Consider the following 15126-nt stretch of genomic DNA (forward strand, 5'->3'; position numbering starts at 1 on the left):
CGTGAGTGATTCGATGGCGACGGAAAAAGTGGCCGACGAGGAACCGAAGATGGGCGAACCGCTGCTCGAAGTGGACGGCCTCACGAAATATTTCACCGACAGCGGCGGCTTCCTGTCGGGGGTGTTCGGGGAGCAAAAGCCGGTCCGCGCCGTCGAAGACGTGTCGTTCACCATTCGAAAGGGCGAAACGCTCGGCCTCGTCGGCGAGTCGGGATGTGGCAAGAGCACGCTCGCGCGGGCCATTCTTCGGCTGGTCGAACCGACCGACGGGACGGTGTATTTCAAGGGCGAGAACCTGACCGCGTTGGACGGGGAGGGGCTTCGGTCCCAGCGCAAGGACGTCCAGATGATATTCCAGGACCCGCAGTCCTCGCTCGACCCGCGGATGAAAATCGGTCCCATCGTCGAGGAGCCGATGAAGGCCCACGGGATGTACGATTCCGAGGGACGGGAGGCGAGGGCGCGCGAACTGCTCGAAAAGGTCGGTCTCGACCCGCAACACTACAACCGGCATCCGCACGCCTTCTCCGGCGGGCAGCGACAGCGGGTGAATCTGGCGCGCGCCTTGAGCGTGAACCCGGACTTCATCGTCTGTGACGAACCCGTCACCGCTCTCGACGTCTCCATTCAGGCGCAGGTGCTCAACACCATGCGGTCGCTGCAGGACGAGTTCGGCCTGACGTACCTGTTCATCGCCCACGACCTCTCCGTCATCCGCCACATCTCCGACCGCGTGGCGGTGATGTACCTCGGACAGTTGGTCGAACTCGCGGAGAAAGAAGAGCTGTACGAGAATCCGCAGCATCCCTACACGCAGGCCCTGTTGGAGTCGATTCCCGTTCCCGACCCGCGACTGGAGGGGACCCGCGGCGTCCTCGAAGGCGACGTACCGAGTCCCATCGACCCGCCGTCCGGGTGTCGCTTCCGAACCCGGTGTCCGAAGCTCATCGCGCCGAAGGAGTACGACCTCTCCCGCGAGGAGTGGGAAAACACGCGGGCGTTCCTTCGGGAAGTCCAGCGGCGGTCGTTCGAACCGACGACGAAGGAAGAGATAGAAAATCGCTACTTCGACGGCGAGAAACCGCACGGCGACGCGGGACGAATCGTGGACGACGCGGCCGGTCGCATCGTGAACGGCGACTGGGACGGCGCGACGGACCTGCTGAGCGAGTCGTTCGCGGAGAAGAGCATCTGTGCGAGACAGGTCCCCGAGTATCAGGTGCCGACGGAGTACGGAACCGCACCGCACGACGCCGCCTGTCACCGTCACCGGGACGACGTGCTCGACGGAATCCAGCAGTAGCTATCGAATCGTGACGGTCGTCTCGTCCCGCGGCTGTTCGTCCCCCGTGGCGAGGTACGCGGCGACCGTGTACTCGCCGGGGTCGGCGGGACGACGGGAGGGTTCGTCCGTTCGTTCGAATCGCCCGTCCCACGTCACGGTGGTCCGCTTTTTCTCCCGCGCCCGGAAGTAGAAGGCGTTCGGACGGTTTCGGACGTAGTAGGCTTCGTCGCTGGCTTCGAGTTCGCCGTCCACCTCCCACGCCCAGAGGCGCTGGCGCGGGGTTTCGACGACGACGGGGAACGGACTCCGGTTCTCGAACGTCACGGAGATTGGAATCTCGTCGCCGACGGCGTACCGCGCCTCGGGAACCGAGACGGAAACCGCGACGCTCCGCCGGGCGACCCACTGGGGACGAGCGCCCGGATAGCGCGTCCGAGGTAATCGACGTTGCCCTCGAAACCCAACTGGTCGTCCGACTCGGTTCGTGACATGGCCTGTAATTACACAAATTCGTCCACCGTGGTGGCTTTTGTGGCTTCCTTCCGCGCCCGGTCGTCGTGGATGACCCCGTGATTTGCCAACGACCCAGCGTTTATCTCCGTCGTTCCCATTCCTTTCGTATGGTCGATACGGGCGTTCTCGTAGCCTTCGTTCCGGCCGCGCTCGCGCTGAACGTCGCACCGGGACCGGACAGCATCTACACGCTGAAACGGAGCATCAGCGATGGCCGAACCGCCGGGGTGATGGCCGCCGCGGGAACGTCCACGGGGTGTCTCGTTCACACGACCGCCGCCGTCCTCGGTCTGTCCGCCCTCCTCAAGGCGTCGGCCCTCGCGTTCACCGCCGTCAAACTCGTCGGCGCGGCGTACCTCCTCTATCTCGGCGTGACGACGTTCAGGAATCGAGACGAGTTCGACATCGCCTCGGACGGGGAAACGCAATCGCACGCCGAATCGTTCCGTCAGGCGTTCGTCATCAACGTCAGCAATCCGAAGGTCGCCGTGTTCTTCCTCGCCTTCCTCCCGCAGTTCGTCGAATCGAGCGGGAACGCCCCCGTCCAGATATTCACGCTCGGCGTCCTGTTCGGCTGTCTCGGCTTCTGTTATCAGGCGGCGTTGGCGACGTTCTCCAGTCGCGCGCGGCGGGTGATACTCGAACGCGCCGTCGTCCGGGACCTCCTCCGCTACGCCAGCGCGAGCGTGTTGGTCGGGTTCGGCGTCGGACTCCTGCTCGAAAAGCGCGTGGTGAACTGACGGAGCGCCGCGGCCGCCGGGGTGCGACGATGTAGATACCGTTTTCCGGGCGTACTCCCAATTCGGAACGATGACGCAGGTGATGGATGGCGTCCGTAGCGTGCGCGGCGAGCGCGTCCGTCTCGCCGCCGTGATTTGGGCGGTACTGCTCGCACAGGTGCTCCTCTATCCCGGCGTTCCGGACCTCGTGGTCCACCTCGGGGCGGGCGAACAACTCGACGGCGGGACGTGGTTTCTGGTCACCGAGTTCGCCGCGTTCGTGGTGTGTGCCGGAATCTGGGGCCACCTGAGCGACCGTCTCGGAACCCGCGTTCCGCTCGTCGTTTTCGGTGCGGTCGGCGCGGCGGCCGGGTACGCCGCGCTCGCGCTGGCACCGGCGCTGGGCGTCCCGTTCGGCGGGGTGCTGGCACTCCGCGTGGTGCAGGGGGCGGCGACCATCGCGGCGTTCTCGCTCTCGATGACGATGTTGATGGACCTCCGGGGTGGCCACGGGCGGAACATGGGCGCGGCCGGAATCGCCATCGGCCTCGGAACCGCGATGGGTGCGCCGATAGGCGGCCAACTCGCCGAGGTTCACCCGACGACGCCGCTCGCCGTTGCGAGCGTCCTCATGGTCGGGACAGCAGTGCTCGCCCGCTCGGTACCCGACCGCGTGCCCTCGTCCTCGCGGGGAACCGCCGCGGCCGCCTTGAAACGGCTCCGCGAGCGCCCCGAACTGTCGATTCCGTACGCGTTCGGATTCATCGACCGGCTCACCGCGGGCTTTTTCGCGCTCGTCGGGACGCTCTACTTCCAATCGGAGTTCGGTCTCGACGCGGGCGCGACGGGGCTGATGCTCATGCTCTTTTTCGCCCCGTTCGCCCTGTTGCAGTACCCGATGGGCAAACTCTCCGACCGCATCGGCCGGTTCGTCCCCATCGTCGTCGGGTCTGTCTGCTACGGCGTCACCATCGTCGCCGTGGGCCTCGCACCGACCGTCCCGCTCGCGGCCGCGGCGATGGTCGCGGTCGGCGTCGGCGGCGCGTTCGTCTCGCCCGCGACGATGGCGCTCGTGACCGACATCGCGGGCGAGAGCGATAGAGGGGTCGCCATGGCCGGGTTCAACGCCGTCGGAAGTCTCGGGTTCCTGACCGGGTTCCTCGTCGGCGGCGGCCTCGCCGACCGACTCGGATTCACGACGGCGTTCGCGGTCACCGGACTGCTCGAAATCGCCATCGCGCTGGTCGCCCTCCGCGCCGTGTACCGCCTCGGCAACCGCATCGAGCGCGACGCGACGGGGACGAACGGGTGAGTCCCGGCCACCCAAACGATTATTACCACCGACGTTTTTAGGTTAGCCTAAAGAATCACTTCGTCCGCGAGACGAAGGGGTTCGGTGAGAGACCATGTACGGACGAAACGGAACGAAGCGAGCGAACGTGTGGGCCGGTCTCTACGCCGGTCTGATCGGGACCCACGACGACCGAACGGAGACCGACGGCGAACGTCCCGAGACGGGAACCGAACGACTCGACGGTCGGAGCGAACGCTCCGAGGGCGATTGAGTCGAAGAGAGAACGAATCGAGAAGGAAGTGCGGAGCGTTGTTTTCCGGATTTCGGACCCGTCGTATCAGTCCCACTGACCGCGGTCGTCGCGGTCGTCGTGACCGTGACCCCACTCGTCGCCGAACGTCACTTCCGCGATACGCGTGTGGTACGGGTCGCGCTCCTCCGCGGCGGGGTCGATGTCGATGTCCGGCGAATACTGGCTCACCGTCCAGAACGTTCCGGTGTGCGGGTCCACCGAGATACCGTTGTAGTCGCCCCAGCGCATGACGTCTTCGCCTTCGCCGTAATCGTATCGTGATTTACCCTCCTCGACGACGATAGAATCCTCCAGTTTGTTCCGGTCGTACCACTCGGTTCGTCCCGCGACGGCCATGCTCGGGTACGTGTCGGGACCGCTCACGTTGTGCGTGATGATTGTCGTATCGCCGTCCGACTGGATGGTCGGGATGAAGTACGACGTGCCCGGTTCGCCGTACACGCCGCTCTGGACGACTTGTCGCGTCCGCGTGTCCACTTCGTACCACTTGATGGCGGCGACCGTTTCGCCGTCGCCGTTCCAGTCGTAGGCGATGGTGTGGGCCGTCCACAGCGACCCGTCGTTGTAATCGAGGTTCATCTGCCGCGTGCCGAGCGTGTCGATGAGCTTTTCGGAATCCGGTTGCTCGGCGGTCGGCGGATAGGCGAACTCCTCGACGGGAACGGTGTGACATTCCAGCGTCGGGTCGTCGAGCGGGTCGGTCAACTCCCACATCGTGAGCGCGCTCGCCGTCGGATTCGGGAAGGTGGAATCCAGCAGGTAGAACGTCCCGTGCTGTCCGCCCGAGAACGGTTGAAGCGCCGGTTGGAGGGTGAAATCCTCCCGTTCGACGTTCGGGTTGTCCAAGTCGGTGAAGTGATAACCGGTGGTGTCCCGTCCGCGGTAGATGGCCTCCTTGTCAAGCGTCACCATCGTCACCGACACGCCCTCGCCGAAGAAGTTCTGCGCGAGGTAGATGGCGTCACGGTCCAATCCGAGCGTGGGATAGTCGACCAGCCCCTCGTTGTCGAGCGGCGGAATCCGATAGACGTTCCACTCCCCGTTCGGGTTGGGCGTTTGGGAGACGGCGACGAGCCACCAGCCCTGTGGCGGCCGTTCGAGGGTTTCGGCGGCCGTCTCCGCGCCGTCCTCGCCCTCTTCACCCTCGCCGGGTTCGCCGCCCGCCCGCTCCTCCATCTCCTCGCGGGTGACGATTTCGTCGTCTTGGGTGATGCCGGGTTCGTACTGGACCGCGGCGACGACGAATCGGTTTTCCCGTCGGTCGTAGCGCGCTCGGGGGTCGAAGACGAACGGTTCGCCGTAGACGTAGCCGCCTTCCGGTTCGTCGATGACCGGCGCAAAGATGTCGTTCAGCTGGACGGACAGCTCCTTGTGCCCGGACCGCTTGTTGAAGACGGCGACCTGCGTGTTGAGCGCGTGAATTACCTTGCCGTATCCGGCCGCGATTTGCGAGTCGGAGGGGACACCGCCCGACGTTTGCTCGGCGTTCACGCCGTCGTACTCGGTGAGAATGGACAGTTCTCCCTCGTCGTCGCCCCTCCAGCCGTGTTTTTGCTCGTGTCGATGCCGCCCGTGTTGACCGTGTGCCCGCGACGCTTCTATCTCCCGTTCGCTCGCGGGTTCCCCGGCCCCCGCCTCTTTCGCTTCCGTCGCCGTTCGCTTCGGTCGTGACGCGATTCGACCGAAGTTCACCGACCCTCCGGAGTACGTTCGTTCGAACGGCCCCTCGGCACACTCCCCATCTTCCTCCGCCGCGCGGACCGACGACGAACTGAGACCCGGAATCGCCATGCTTCCGATTCCCAGTCCGCTTAATTGAAGCGCACGACGACGACCGAGACGGAATCCGTCGTTTGTATCGTTTGCTTCCGATTCCCGACCACTGTTTTTGCCATCCATCACATATAATACAGACAGTAGATTCGTGTTATATTTATTTATTTGAATAATATAAAATAATCCTGATACGATTCCCGATGAAACAGTGCGTGAAATGGAAGACGATAATAATTAGGTGGAACGAAACCGCCATCCGAAGCGAGTTCCGGCGACGACGACGTTTCGAAGCATCACCTCGGGTACCGACGACGAAAGCCGAATACGGGTGCGCTCGCTTTCCGGTCGAGACGGATCGTTTCTATTCGACGGCGGTGGGCGGTAGCGGCGTCGAACTCTCACGACAGCGCGACGAAACCGATACCGACAGCGGTGACGGCACCGAGGGAGACGACGACGGACCGCCCCAACCGCTGCGTTCCGAACAGCCAGACGATTCCGATTTTGACGGCCGTGTTGACGCTGGCCGCGAGGACGATGCCGCTCGTCGCGGTCGCAGTCGAGATGGTGCCGCCGCGGGCGAGGTTGCTCAGCGAAATCGTGATAGCGTTCACGTCGACGAGGCCGGAGACGATGGCGACCGAGTACACGCCCGTCGCCCCGAATTCGGCGCTGACGGTTGTGGTGGCGACGAGGACGACCGCGAAAAAGAGCCCGAAGAGGAGCGCTGGCCAGAGCCGAAACCGGTTCTCCACATCCGCCTCCAGCGGGACGTCCTCGCTGACCCCGCTGTAGACCACCCGGGAAACCACCACGCCGACGACGACCATCCCGACGACCGGCAGGAGGACGGGGACGAACAGGGACGGATTCACGACGAGGACCTCCAACAGAATCCGCGGGAACATCGTCAACGAGGCGATGACCGTGGCGACGCCGCACAGTCCGGCGAGGGACGGGTCGCGCCGCGCGTTCCCCGCCATCGAAACCGCGGTCGCCGTGGACGAGACCAGGCCGCCGAGCACGCCCGTCACCTCGAAACCCACCTCGTTCCCGACGAGCGTGGCGAACACGTATCCCGTGAGGCTGATTCCCGAGACGAAGACGACCATCAACCAGACGAACTGGAGGCGCAAGCCGCCCAGAAAGGCGATGCGTTCCGGCGGCAGGAGCGGGAAGACGACGAGGGCGACGATGAGGAACTTCAGGCTCGCCCGCATCTCGGCTTCGTTGAGGCGGGCGACAAACTCGTGGATGGGCCGTTTCTCCGCGAGGAGCGCCATCGTTACCGTTCCGAGGACGACGGCGAGTCGGAGTCCCGTATCGGAGTGGGTCGCCATCGCGCCGTAGACGAAGGTCAGCATCGTCGCAACGGCCGTCGTCATCCCGATGTCGCCCGTCGTCATCACCTTGGCGACGTAGGCGGCGACGACCAACCCGGCGACGAAGACGACCGCTATCGGCAGGAGCGACGGGAAGAACGCCTGTACGAGCGCACCGAATCCGGCGATGAGCGGGAGCGTTCTGCTCCCGGCGAACAGGTTGCCGGGGTCGCTCCACTCCCGTTCGATGCCGATGAGAACGCCGATACCCAGCGCGATGAAGACGGCGACGACGAGCGGAACCGCCATGACGAACGACCTAGGCGGGGAGAACACATGAATCGTCGCGTCAGCGGGCGGAGCACGGGGAGAAGGGCGTCATTCCTCGGGTTCGTGGACGGTCAACACCGGCACGTCGGACATTCGGACGACGCGCTCGGTCACGCTCCCCAGTAAGTAGCGGTCGAGGCCGCGCCGTCCGTGCGTTCCCATCACGATGCAGTCGATGTCGTTATCGTCAGCGTAGTCCAGAATCACGCGGTGTGGATGCCCGCCCGTCACCACGTCGTCAACGACATCGATACCGGCGTCCTCCGCCGGTTCGCGCACCGCCGCGACCGCTTTCTTCCCCCGCTCTTCGAGGTCGTTCAGGATGGACCCCTCGTAGGCGTCGGGCCACATCGCGCCGATGTCGATGACGTAAATCGCGTGAATCGTCGCGTCGAACCGCTTCGCCAGTTCGACGGCGTTTCGCGCCGCTTCCGCGGCCGAGTCGCTACCGTCCGTCGGGACGAGGATGGTATCGTACATCGGTGGGGAGTACGGCGAGAAACGGGATAGTACTGCGGTTCGATAGCCATCTCCTGATAATCAACAACTATCCTTCGAGACCGCCGATATACTTCGAAATCGACGTTCTCCCCATCGTACGAAGCGTCGAGGGGTCCTCAGAGACTGTGGAACTGTGCTCCCGCTCGGGGACGTCGGTGGCCGTCTGGGTATTTCGTCCGACATCGGCGACGGACGAGATGCGGTTCGGAAGGCGAGATCGGAGTCGCGGTATCCGCCTGATGGTCGCGGGACGGGGGCGACTCCGAACGTGAGGAGCAATAAACCTATGACCAGCGAGAAGTGAACGCAACGTATGCAGCGAATCGATGTCGACGACGTGGAATCCGGAGGAATGGGTGACGCCGACCGCCGCGGACTCTCGAACGCGCTGGAGACGGACGATATGTCCATCAACCACTACGCCCTCGAACCGGGCGATGCCTTCTCGGGCGGACTGCACACGCACCTCGACCAGGAGGAGATATTCTACATCGTCTCGGGGACCGCGACGTTCGAGACCAAACCCGAGCCGGATGCCGAAAGCGAAACCGTCGAGGTCGGTGCTGGGGAAGCGATTCGATTCCCGCCGGGAGAGTTCCAGCAGGGGCGCAACGAATCGGACGACGAAGTGGTCGCGCTCGCGCTCGGTGCGCCGCGGGACTCGACCGATGTCCGCGTCGCACAGCCCTGTCCGGAGTGTGAGAGCGACGTTCTCGCGTTCCGGATGGGAGACGACGGGATGTACCTCGAATGTCCCGACTGCGGAACGACCGTCGAAATGTAAGCTCACGACAGGTCCCCTTTTCGACGCCATTCGAGCGTGTCGTTCCGTGCAGACCGTTCGAAAAGACGTTCTTCCGCTTTCCGAAGCGACTACTCGCGGAGCAGGTTCGGGTAGTTCACGATGAGTCCGTCCACGTCCGCTTTCGCCAGTTGGTCGGCCTGATACCACGTATCGAGGGTGTAGACGTTGACCTCGCGGCCCTCGTCGTGGGCGACCTGTACGAGGTCGATGTCAGCGAAATCCGGGTCGTCGAGGTAGTAGGGGTCGTTGAAGAACGGCGACCCTTTCACCATGTTGTACGGCGGGTTGACCGCCTCGCAGTCGTACTCCCGAACGATGTCGAGGCCGCGTTCGATGGAATCCCAGAGGAGATAGCCGACGGGGATGTCCGGGTTCACCTCGCGGACGGTGGCGATGGCCGCCTCGTAGAACGAGGAGACGAGGACGTCGTTTCCGTGCTTGGCAACGATGTCGAGCGCGTCCTCGGTGAACGACCGCCATCGCTCCTTTCCGGCCTCCAGTTCCGCGCCGGAGAGATTCGTCGAGGACTGCGCCGCCGCCGACCCGGGGTTCTTGAACTCGATGTTCACGTCGACGTGGTTCGGAATGGCCGCCAACGCCTCGGAGAGGAGCGGCACGGTTTCCCCGCTTCCGAGGACGTTCGCGTTCAACACCGTCTCGCAGTCGTTCTCCCAGACGTACCCGTGTTGGTCGGTGAGGCCGCGGGTACCGCCGTCGCGCGCGCCGAGTTTCTCGTCGTGGAAGACGACGATTTCGCCGTCCGCACACGGCATGATGTCGAGTTCTATCATGTCCGCCGTCCGCGAAGCCGCTTCGAACGCACGGAGCGTGTTCTCCGGGTGGAGTCCCTTGTACCCGCGGTGGGCGACGTACGTGATGTCGTCCTCGTCGTCTCCCCCACCGCGCCCGTGGTCGTCGTCCGCTCCGTGATCACCTTCGTCGTCGGAACATCGCCGCTGTGCGGTTCCGACGCCAGCCAGCGCGGTGCTGGCGACCGCGGCCCCGGTTCCAACGAACGTCCGTCGATTCAACGTCTGGAGTCGTTCTGACACCATATCCCGATTTACACCCGGCATCGCTATAATATTTATAATAGGATTCTAGATTAATTCAAAATACTATATATTGATAGTATGTCCGGGATTCGACACTGTACCCTCCACGATTTGTTGAACGGTGAAAATTTCCGTCTCGGTCGAATTCTCCGACGCACCGCACTCACGCGGTCGTCAAAAGCCCTCGGACACCGACGACCCGGCGGACCAGCGCGTAGCCCGCGAGCGAACACGCCAAATAGAGCGCCACCATCGCGTGGGTAAACGGCGTCGGACTGCCGATGGCGAGCCTCGCCACGGTGTTCGCGGGCGCTTCCGGCAGGAGGTACGTCCCGCTAAAGACGACGAGCATCGCCATCGAGAACAGAAACTGGGCCTGCTTTCTGTCGCGGAACCGCAACGCGAGTATCGCACCGATAGCGACGATGGCGACCGAGAAAGCCGCAACGAGCGCCACGATTTCGAGCGGGTTGGCGACGTTGGTCCCGTTAAACGAGAGGAGCACCAACCACGCCGCGGCCTGCACGGGCGCGAGTATCCCCATCGCCAGCAGTTTGCCGTCCACGATGTCCACGCCGGTCAGCGGCGTCACGCGGAGGAGTTCGAGGGTTCCGCGGTCGTACTCCTCGGCGATGGTGTTCACGGCGACGCTCCCGCTGATGAACACCGGGAGGAACATCAACAGCGGGATGAGCACCGTGTAGGTGAACCCGAAGTACGGACTCGCACCCGTCTCGGGCGGCGGCGCGACGGGCGACCGTTCGAGTCGGGAGGCGAACCGCGCCCGCTCGTGGCGTTCGAGTTTGTCGAGTACCTCCTTTATCTGGGTCACGACGAGCGTCGTCTTGATGTTGCCATCCGGGGCGATGGCGGTCACGCGGACGCTTCCGTCCGCGGTGCGGTCGACGGCGAGGACGGCGTGTATTCTTCCGGACCGGAAGTCGCGCATCGCGGCGCGCTGGGTTCGGTAGTGAACCGCCTCCCAGCTATCGTCGGAAGCGAGGACGGGCGCGAGGTCGGCGCTCGCGTCCCCCGTCACGCCGAACGAGACGACGAAGCCGTTCGAGGCGGACCCGGGGTCGTACATCGACACCAGTCCGACCGCGAGGAACGACGAGAACGCCGCGATGAGCAACTGGATCAGTATCGCCAGCACGATGGTCTTCTCGCTCCTGAGCGACGCCAACTCCCGCCGCGCGACGGTGAGGCGTTTATCCAAGGGCGTTCACCACCGTGAGGTTGTAGGCGGCGTGAACCAGCGTCGTGACCACCAGCGTCCACGCGTACCAGTTCCGGTCCTTGCTAGCCCCGTAGGCCGTGACGGTCGCCGTAAGCGAATGGAGCGCGAGCGGCGCGAACAGCAGGCCCAGCAAGACGAGGGGCGAGGCGTCCACGCCGAGGCCGGTGGCAGCACCGAACGCCGCCCGTCCGAGTTCGAGGTTCGGAAGTCCGATCAATTGGGCGATGGCGGTCAGTTTCTCGCCGACGAAGAAGCCGAACCCGGAAAGTAGGCCGAGAGTACCCACCGTCCGAAGCGAGCGGTCGAACCGCGAGTGGGAGAACCCGGCGTAGACGTGGACGCTCTTTGCGACTTCCTCGATGAACGCGATTGCGAGGAGCAACACGGGAATCGAGAGGTCCACGGGGAGCGCGAAGAGGAGCGCCACCGCGAGCAGTTCGGCCACGAAGACGAACGGAATCGAGAGCGCGCTGCATTTTGCGACGCTCCGCATCCCGTGAAGTTGGCTGTCGAGCGCGTCGAGCGCCTTCAGCGTCACCGGGCGCTGGGTGAACATGTCCTCCTCGCGGTAGACGCCCGCGCCGAGCGCGAACAACACGCCCGCGGTGAGAAACAGCGGCAGCGTCGAGAAGGCGTACTGTCCCAGCGCGACCGACTCGCCCTGCAGGACGCGAACCACCAGCGACAGGGGCGAGATGGACGCGATGGGATGCACGTCGGTGAACACGGACGGCACGAACGCGTAGGAGGTGAGGAAGACGCTGAGCGACACCGTGACGAACGTGAGTTCCTTGAACGACCGGGCGAACATCGCGCCGACGAACGCGCTGGCGAGGAACAACAGCGCGATGGGGATCACCGCCGACACTGCCGTCACCACCGCACCCGCGACGGCCAGCGGTTCGGTACCGACGTTAGGGGTGAACTGCAGGATACCGACCGCCGTCACCGTTGCGATGGCGACCATACCGACGAAGTACGGTAGGGTCTTGCCGACGATGATGTCGCCGCGGGACACCGGCGAGACGAGGAGCAACTCGCCGCGGTCGTTGATGCGCTCCTCGATGACGCTGCTCGCGTAGGCCTGAATCACGAAGTTCATCGGCAGGATGAATGCGAACGCGAGCACCAGCGACTCGAACGGGAACGGCGGCGAAATGTCCGAGGGCGTTCCCTGCCGCTCGTTATCGACGAAGATGGACGACCCGGCACCGACCGACGGGGCCGCGACGGACCCGTTCGCCGACCCACCGCGACCGCCCGCGTCGCGTCCACCCACTCCGCCCGTTCCGGCACCGTCGCTTCCGCCGAGGCGCGTCTCGCCCGCCGTCGTGGTTCGGGTGGTGATTTCGTTACCCGCGCCCGGTCCGTTTCCTCCACTTTTTCCGGCTCCGGGAGCACCGGCAGTGGCGTTCTGCTGGACGTACCGGAGCGTGACGTTCACCGGAAACGCGGCGGCGCGGTCGGGTTCTTCGGCCATCCGTTCGTCGTTGTACCGCTCGACCGTCGTCCGCAGTTCGGCGAGCGCCGCCTTGCCTTTGGGCGAATCTTTGTAACGTAGCGCGTCCCGAGGACAGTTTGGAACGACGTCACCGGTGCAGACGAACACGTCGAATTCGCCCGATTCGTAGGTCTCCGCGGTCGGTTCGACGGCCACGAGCGTCAGGTCGGTCGTGACCGGACCGTAGTACTGGCTGTCATCGCTGACGCCGACGCGGTAGATGCCGTCGTCCACGGTGTTCCCCCGACTGGCGACCATCGGGGTCAGCACGGCGACGAACAGGAGGACGACGGCAACGATGGCGAGCGTCCGCCGGTCGAACTGTCCCGCGTTCTTGCTCACTTCCCAGCGTGCGATGCGGAGCGTCTTGCGGCGCTTCACGGACGCCCCGGTCGAAACTCGACCACTACGTCGCTGACCCCGCGGCGCTGAAGCGTGCCGTCGCCACGAACGAGACGTACCTCGACCGTCTCGGTCCCGAACCGCTCACCATCGACTGGCCGCCCGCCGCCGCGAACGAACTCCGCTGGTGGTGCGACGAGGCGATTCGCGTCGCGGGACCGCTTCGCACCGCCGGAGGCCATCACGCGGCTCCGCGAGGTGGAACGACTCACCCGCGACGACGACTTCGAACGCCTCCGCACCGCCGCACGAGCGCGCTCGGAACTCTCCGACGAGGAGCGCGACCGACTCGCCCGCGGCGACGTGACAGACGAACTCGAACGGGCGCAGGAGCGAAAAGACACGCTCTCTGACGCGCTCGACGAGTATCCCTCGCGGTAGGGTAGTTCGAGTCGAAAAAACGAACCGCGCTCAGACGTTCGCTTTGGCCGCGCGAAGCGCTGTTTCCATCTCTTCTGCGAGTTCTTCGGCGCGGTGGCGTTCGCGCGCCTCGGCGTAGATTCGAACCATCGGTTCCGTCCCGCTCGGGCGGGCGAGGACCCACGCGTCGCCGAAGTCCAGTCGGTAGCCGTCGCGGGTGTTGAGTTCCGCGTTCGACTCCTCGGCCTCTCGCTCGGCGGCGGCGAGGAGCGCGTCCTGTTCCGCGTCCGTCGTGTAGGAAATGTTCGTCCGAACGTTGTAGTAGCCGTTGTACGGTTCGACGATGGCGCTCGCGCGCTCGTCGGCCAGCAGTTCGAGGAACTTCGCGGCGGTGTACGCGCCGTCGCGGCTCAATCGGTAGGTCGGGAAGAAGACGCCGCCGTTGCCCTCCCCCGCGACGGGGACGGACACGCCTTGGTCCTCCAGCTCTCTGATTCGCGTGATGATGTTGGTGCTTCCGATGGGCGTCAGTTCGAGCCTCGCGCTCGTCGCGTGTGCGACATCGACGAGGCGCTGTGAGACGTTGACGGCGGAGACGACGGCGTCGTCGGGTTCGAGTTGTGCGGCGGCGAGCGCGGCGAGCGTGGCGTCTCCCTCGATGTACTGGCCGTTCTCGTCGTAGAAGATGGCGCGGTCGGCGTCGCCGTCGTGTGCGATGCCGACGTCCGCGCCGCTTGCTTCGACCAACCGGCCGAGGTCTGCGAGATTTCCGGGGACGGGTTCGGGGTCACGACCGGGGAAGTGGCCGTCGGGTTGGCTGTTCGTCGTGACGACGGTACAGCCGAGTTTGCGGAAGAATTCGGGTGAGGTGAGCGATCCGGCCCCGTGTCCGGGGTCGAGCGCGACGGTGGGGTTCGCGTCGGCGATTCGGTCCCTATCGATGGATTCGAGCAGTTGCGAGACGTACCGCTCGCGGGAGTCCTCGATGAGGTGGCTGTGACCCGTCTCGCTCCAGCGAACCTCTTCGAACTTCTCGGTGAGGAACTTCTCTTCGACTCGTTCGAGGCTGCCGACGGCGAGTTCGATACCGTCGTCGCCGATGAGTTTCACGCCGTTGTACTCCGGCGGGTTGTGCGAGGCGGTTATCATCAACGCGGGAACGCCCTCGCTTTCGGCGTACGCCTGTGCGCCGGGCGTCGGAATGACGCCGAGTCGGTCCACGTTCGCCCCGACGCTCGCCAACCCGCTCGCGGCGGCGTCCGCGAGCATGTCTCCCGTGGCTCGCGTATCCCGTGCCAGCGCGATTCGGTCGGTGCGCCAGACCGTCCCCGCCGCCTTCGCGATTTTGAGCACGAACTCGGGGGTTAGTTCGTCGTTGGCGACCCCTCTCGTCCCGCTCGACCCGAACACCTTCATGTGGGGGCGTGGGGTTTCTGCCTTCAAAGAGATTCCGAATACGGGTGCTACTCCGCCTCAGCGCGCTGTCCGGTGGCTGATTTCACCGGCGACTCCCAGCCGAGGACGGCGAGCGACCCGACCACGAGTACGCCGCCCGCGACCGCCAGCGCGGTGAGCGGGGAGGCGGCGTCCGAAAGCAGTCCCGCTCCCGAGTTGGAAGGGGATGACGGTCAGCGAACTCACCATCGCCAGCGCGGACAACACCGTCGCCCGTCCGAGCGTCTCGATGCGGTCGTTGACGTATTGGGACGC

Annotated in this window: 15 protein-coding genes and 1 pseudogene; 6 read left to right on the forward strand and 10 right to left on the reverse strand. The window is 64.8% G+C overall.

All coding sequences use genetic code 11. The annotated features are described in order from the left end of the window. Positions 1–13 precede the first annotated feature (13 nt). Positions 14–1303, forward strand: a complete 1290-nt coding sequence (locus BG842_RS26120) for an ABC transporter ATP-binding protein (RefSeq protein ID WP_069453071.1) — start codon at positions 14–16, stop codon at positions 1301–1303. Here BG842_RS26120 and BG842_RS32350 read toward each other — a convergent pair whose 3' ends face one another. Together BG842_RS32350 and BG842_RS32355 are read right to left on the reverse strand one after the other, a co-directional pair. Continuing rightward, a complete protein-coding gene (locus BG842_RS32350) occupies positions 1304–1609 on the reverse strand; it encodes a hypothetical protein (RefSeq protein ID WP_254663505.1) in 306 nt (101 codons plus the stop codon). Beyond that, positions 1606–1776, reverse strand: a complete 171-nt coding sequence (locus tag BG842_RS32355) for a hypothetical protein (RefSeq protein ID WP_254663506.1) — start codon at positions 1774–1776, stop codon at positions 1606–1608. Before BG842_RS32355 ends, BG842_RS32350 begins: the two co-directional genes overlap by 4 nt. A 129-nt stretch (positions 1777–1905) precedes the next feature. Here BG842_RS32355 and BG842_RS26130 point away from each other — a divergent pair, with 129 nt between their 5' ends. From BG842_RS26130 to BG842_RS30450, 3 genes are all read left to right on the forward strand, one after another. Then, positions 1906–2538: a LysE family translocator gene (locus tag BG842_RS26130; RefSeq protein ID WP_069453072.1), complete on the forward strand. Its 633-nt coding sequence runs from the start codon at positions 1906–1908 to the stop codon at positions 2536–2538. A gap of 70 nt (positions 2539–2608) precedes the next feature. Continuing rightward, positions 2609–3829 (forward strand): MFS transporter, encoded by a 1221-nt coding sequence (locus BG842_RS26135; RefSeq protein WP_069453073.1) that lies wholly within the window; start codon positions 2609–2611, stop codon positions 3827–3829. A 94-nt stretch (positions 3830–3923) separates the two neighbouring features. After that, complete coding sequence (locus tag BG842_RS30450) at positions 3924–4082, forward strand: hypothetical protein (protein WP_175424305.1); 159 nt, start codon at positions 3924–3926, stop codon at positions 4080–4082. A gap of 66 nt (positions 4083–4148) precedes the next feature. Here the strand turns inward: BG842_RS30450 and BG842_RS26140 are convergent, their stop codons facing one another. From BG842_RS26140 to BG842_RS26150, 3 genes are all read right to left on the reverse strand, one after another. Next, positions 4149–6023, reverse strand: a complete 1875-nt coding sequence (locus tag BG842_RS26140) for a hypothetical protein (protein WP_069453074.1) — start codon at positions 6021–6023, stop codon at positions 4149–4151. A 275-nt stretch (positions 6024–6298) separates the two neighbouring features. After that, entirely contained in the window at positions 6299–7531 is a 1233-nt protein-coding gene (locus tag BG842_RS26145) for an MgtC/SapB family protein (protein ID WP_069453075.1), read from the reverse strand. Between the two features lie 69 nt (positions 7532–7600). Then, positions 7601–8032, reverse strand: a complete 432-nt coding sequence (locus BG842_RS26150; RefSeq protein ID WP_069453076.1) for a universal stress protein — start codon at positions 8030–8032, stop codon at positions 7601–7603. Between the two features lie 334 nt (positions 8033–8366). On the opposite strand from BG842_RS26150, the gene BG842_RS26155 reads away from it, so the two are divergent. Then, positions 8367–8837, forward strand: coding sequence for a cupin domain-containing protein (locus tag BG842_RS26155; protein ID WP_069453077.1), 471 nt, complete (start codon positions 8367–8369; stop codon positions 8835–8837). Between the two features lie 89 nt (positions 8838–8926). Here BG842_RS26155 and BG842_RS26160 read toward each other — a convergent pair whose 3' ends face one another. The 3 genes from BG842_RS26160 to BG842_RS26170 all read right to left on the reverse strand — a co-directional run bounded on the left by BG842_RS26160 (position 8927) and on the right by BG842_RS26170 (position 13035). Then, positions 8927–9913: a glycerophosphodiester phosphodiesterase gene (locus BG842_RS26160; RefSeq protein ID WP_069453078.1), complete on the reverse strand. Its 987-nt coding sequence runs from the start codon at positions 9911–9913 to the stop codon at positions 8927–8929. Between the two features lie 163 nt (positions 9914–10076). Then, positions 10077–11132 carry an ABC transporter permease gene (locus BG842_RS26165; protein WP_083252760.1) on the reverse strand — a complete coding sequence of 352 codons (1056 nt, stop codon included), beginning with the start codon at positions 11130–11132 and terminating at the stop codon, positions 10077–10079. Further along, positions 11125–13035, reverse strand: a complete 1911-nt coding sequence (locus BG842_RS26170; protein ID WP_069453079.1) for an ABC transporter permease subunit — start codon at positions 13033–13035, stop codon at positions 11125–11127. Before BG842_RS26170 ends, BG842_RS26165 begins: the two co-directional genes overlap by 8 nt. Positions 13036–13089: 54 nt before the next feature. On the opposite strand from BG842_RS26170, the gene BG842_RS26175 reads away from it, so the two are divergent. Further along, positions 13090–13437, forward strand: coding sequence for a hypothetical protein (locus BG842_RS26175; protein ID WP_254663507.1), 348 nt, complete (start codon positions 13090–13092; stop codon positions 13435–13437). A 30-nt stretch (positions 13438–13467) separates the two neighbouring features. Here BG842_RS26175 and glmM read toward each other — a convergent pair whose 3' ends face one another. Together glmM and BG842_RS28490 are read right to left on the reverse strand one after the other, a co-directional pair. Beyond that, positions 13468–14832, reverse strand: coding sequence for a phosphoglucosamine mutase (gene glmM / locus BG842_RS26180; protein ID WP_069452147.1), 1365 nt, complete (start codon positions 14830–14832; stop codon positions 13468–13470). A 47-nt stretch (positions 14833–14879) separates the two neighbouring features. Beyond that, a pseudogene (locus tag BG842_RS28490) lies at positions 14880–15126 on the reverse strand (MFS transporter); the annotation flags it as partial.

The sequence above is a fragment of the Haladaptatus sp. W1 genome (assembly GCF_001723155.1).
Taxonomy (GTDB): domain Archaea; phylum Halobacteriota; class Halobacteria; order Halobacteriales; family Haladaptataceae; genus Haladaptatus; species Haladaptatus paucihalophilus.

Excerpts from the sequence above, each read along its gene's own strand:
- BG842_RS26120 (WP_069453071.1), top strand. The coding sequence starts at position 14 with ATGGCGACGGAAAAAGTGGCCGACGAGGAACCGAAGATGGGCGAACCG.
- BG842_RS32355 (WP_254663506.1), bottom strand. The coding sequence starts at position 1,776 with ATGTCACGAACCGAGTCGGACGACCAGTTGGGTTTCGAGGGCAACGTC.
- BG842_RS26130 (WP_069453072.1), top strand. The coding sequence starts at position 1,906 with ATGGTCGATACGGGCGTTCTCGTAGCCTTCGTTCCGGCCGCGCTCGCG.
- BG842_RS26135 (WP_069453073.1), top strand. The coding sequence starts at position 2,609 with ATGACGCAGGTGATGGATGGCGTCCGTAGCGTGCGCGGCGAGCGCGTC.
- BG842_RS30450 (WP_175424305.1), top strand. The coding sequence starts at position 3,924 with ATGTACGGACGAAACGGAACGAAGCGAGCGAACGTGTGGGCCGGTCTC.
- BG842_RS26140 (WP_069453074.1), bottom strand. The coding sequence starts at position 6,023 with ATGGATGGCAAAAACAGTGGTCGGGAATCGGAAGCAAACGATACAAAC.
- BG842_RS26145 (WP_069453075.1), bottom strand. The coding sequence starts at position 7,531 with ATGGCGGTTCCGCTCGTCGTCGCCGTCTTCATCGCGCTGGGTATCGGC.
- BG842_RS26150 (WP_069453076.1), bottom strand. The coding sequence starts at position 8,032 with ATGTACGATACCATCCTCGTCCCGACGGACGGTAGCGACTCGGCCGCG.
- BG842_RS26155 (WP_069453077.1), top strand. The coding sequence starts at position 8,367 with ATGCAGCGAATCGATGTCGACGACGTGGAATCCGGAGGAATGGGTGAC.
- BG842_RS26160 (WP_069453078.1), bottom strand. The coding sequence starts at position 9,913 with ATGGTGTCAGAACGACTCCAGACGTTGAATCGACGGACGTTCGTTGGA.
- glmM (WP_069452147.1), bottom strand. The coding sequence starts at position 14,832 with ATGAAGGTGTTCGGGTCGAGCGGGACGAGAGGGGTCGCCAACGACGAA.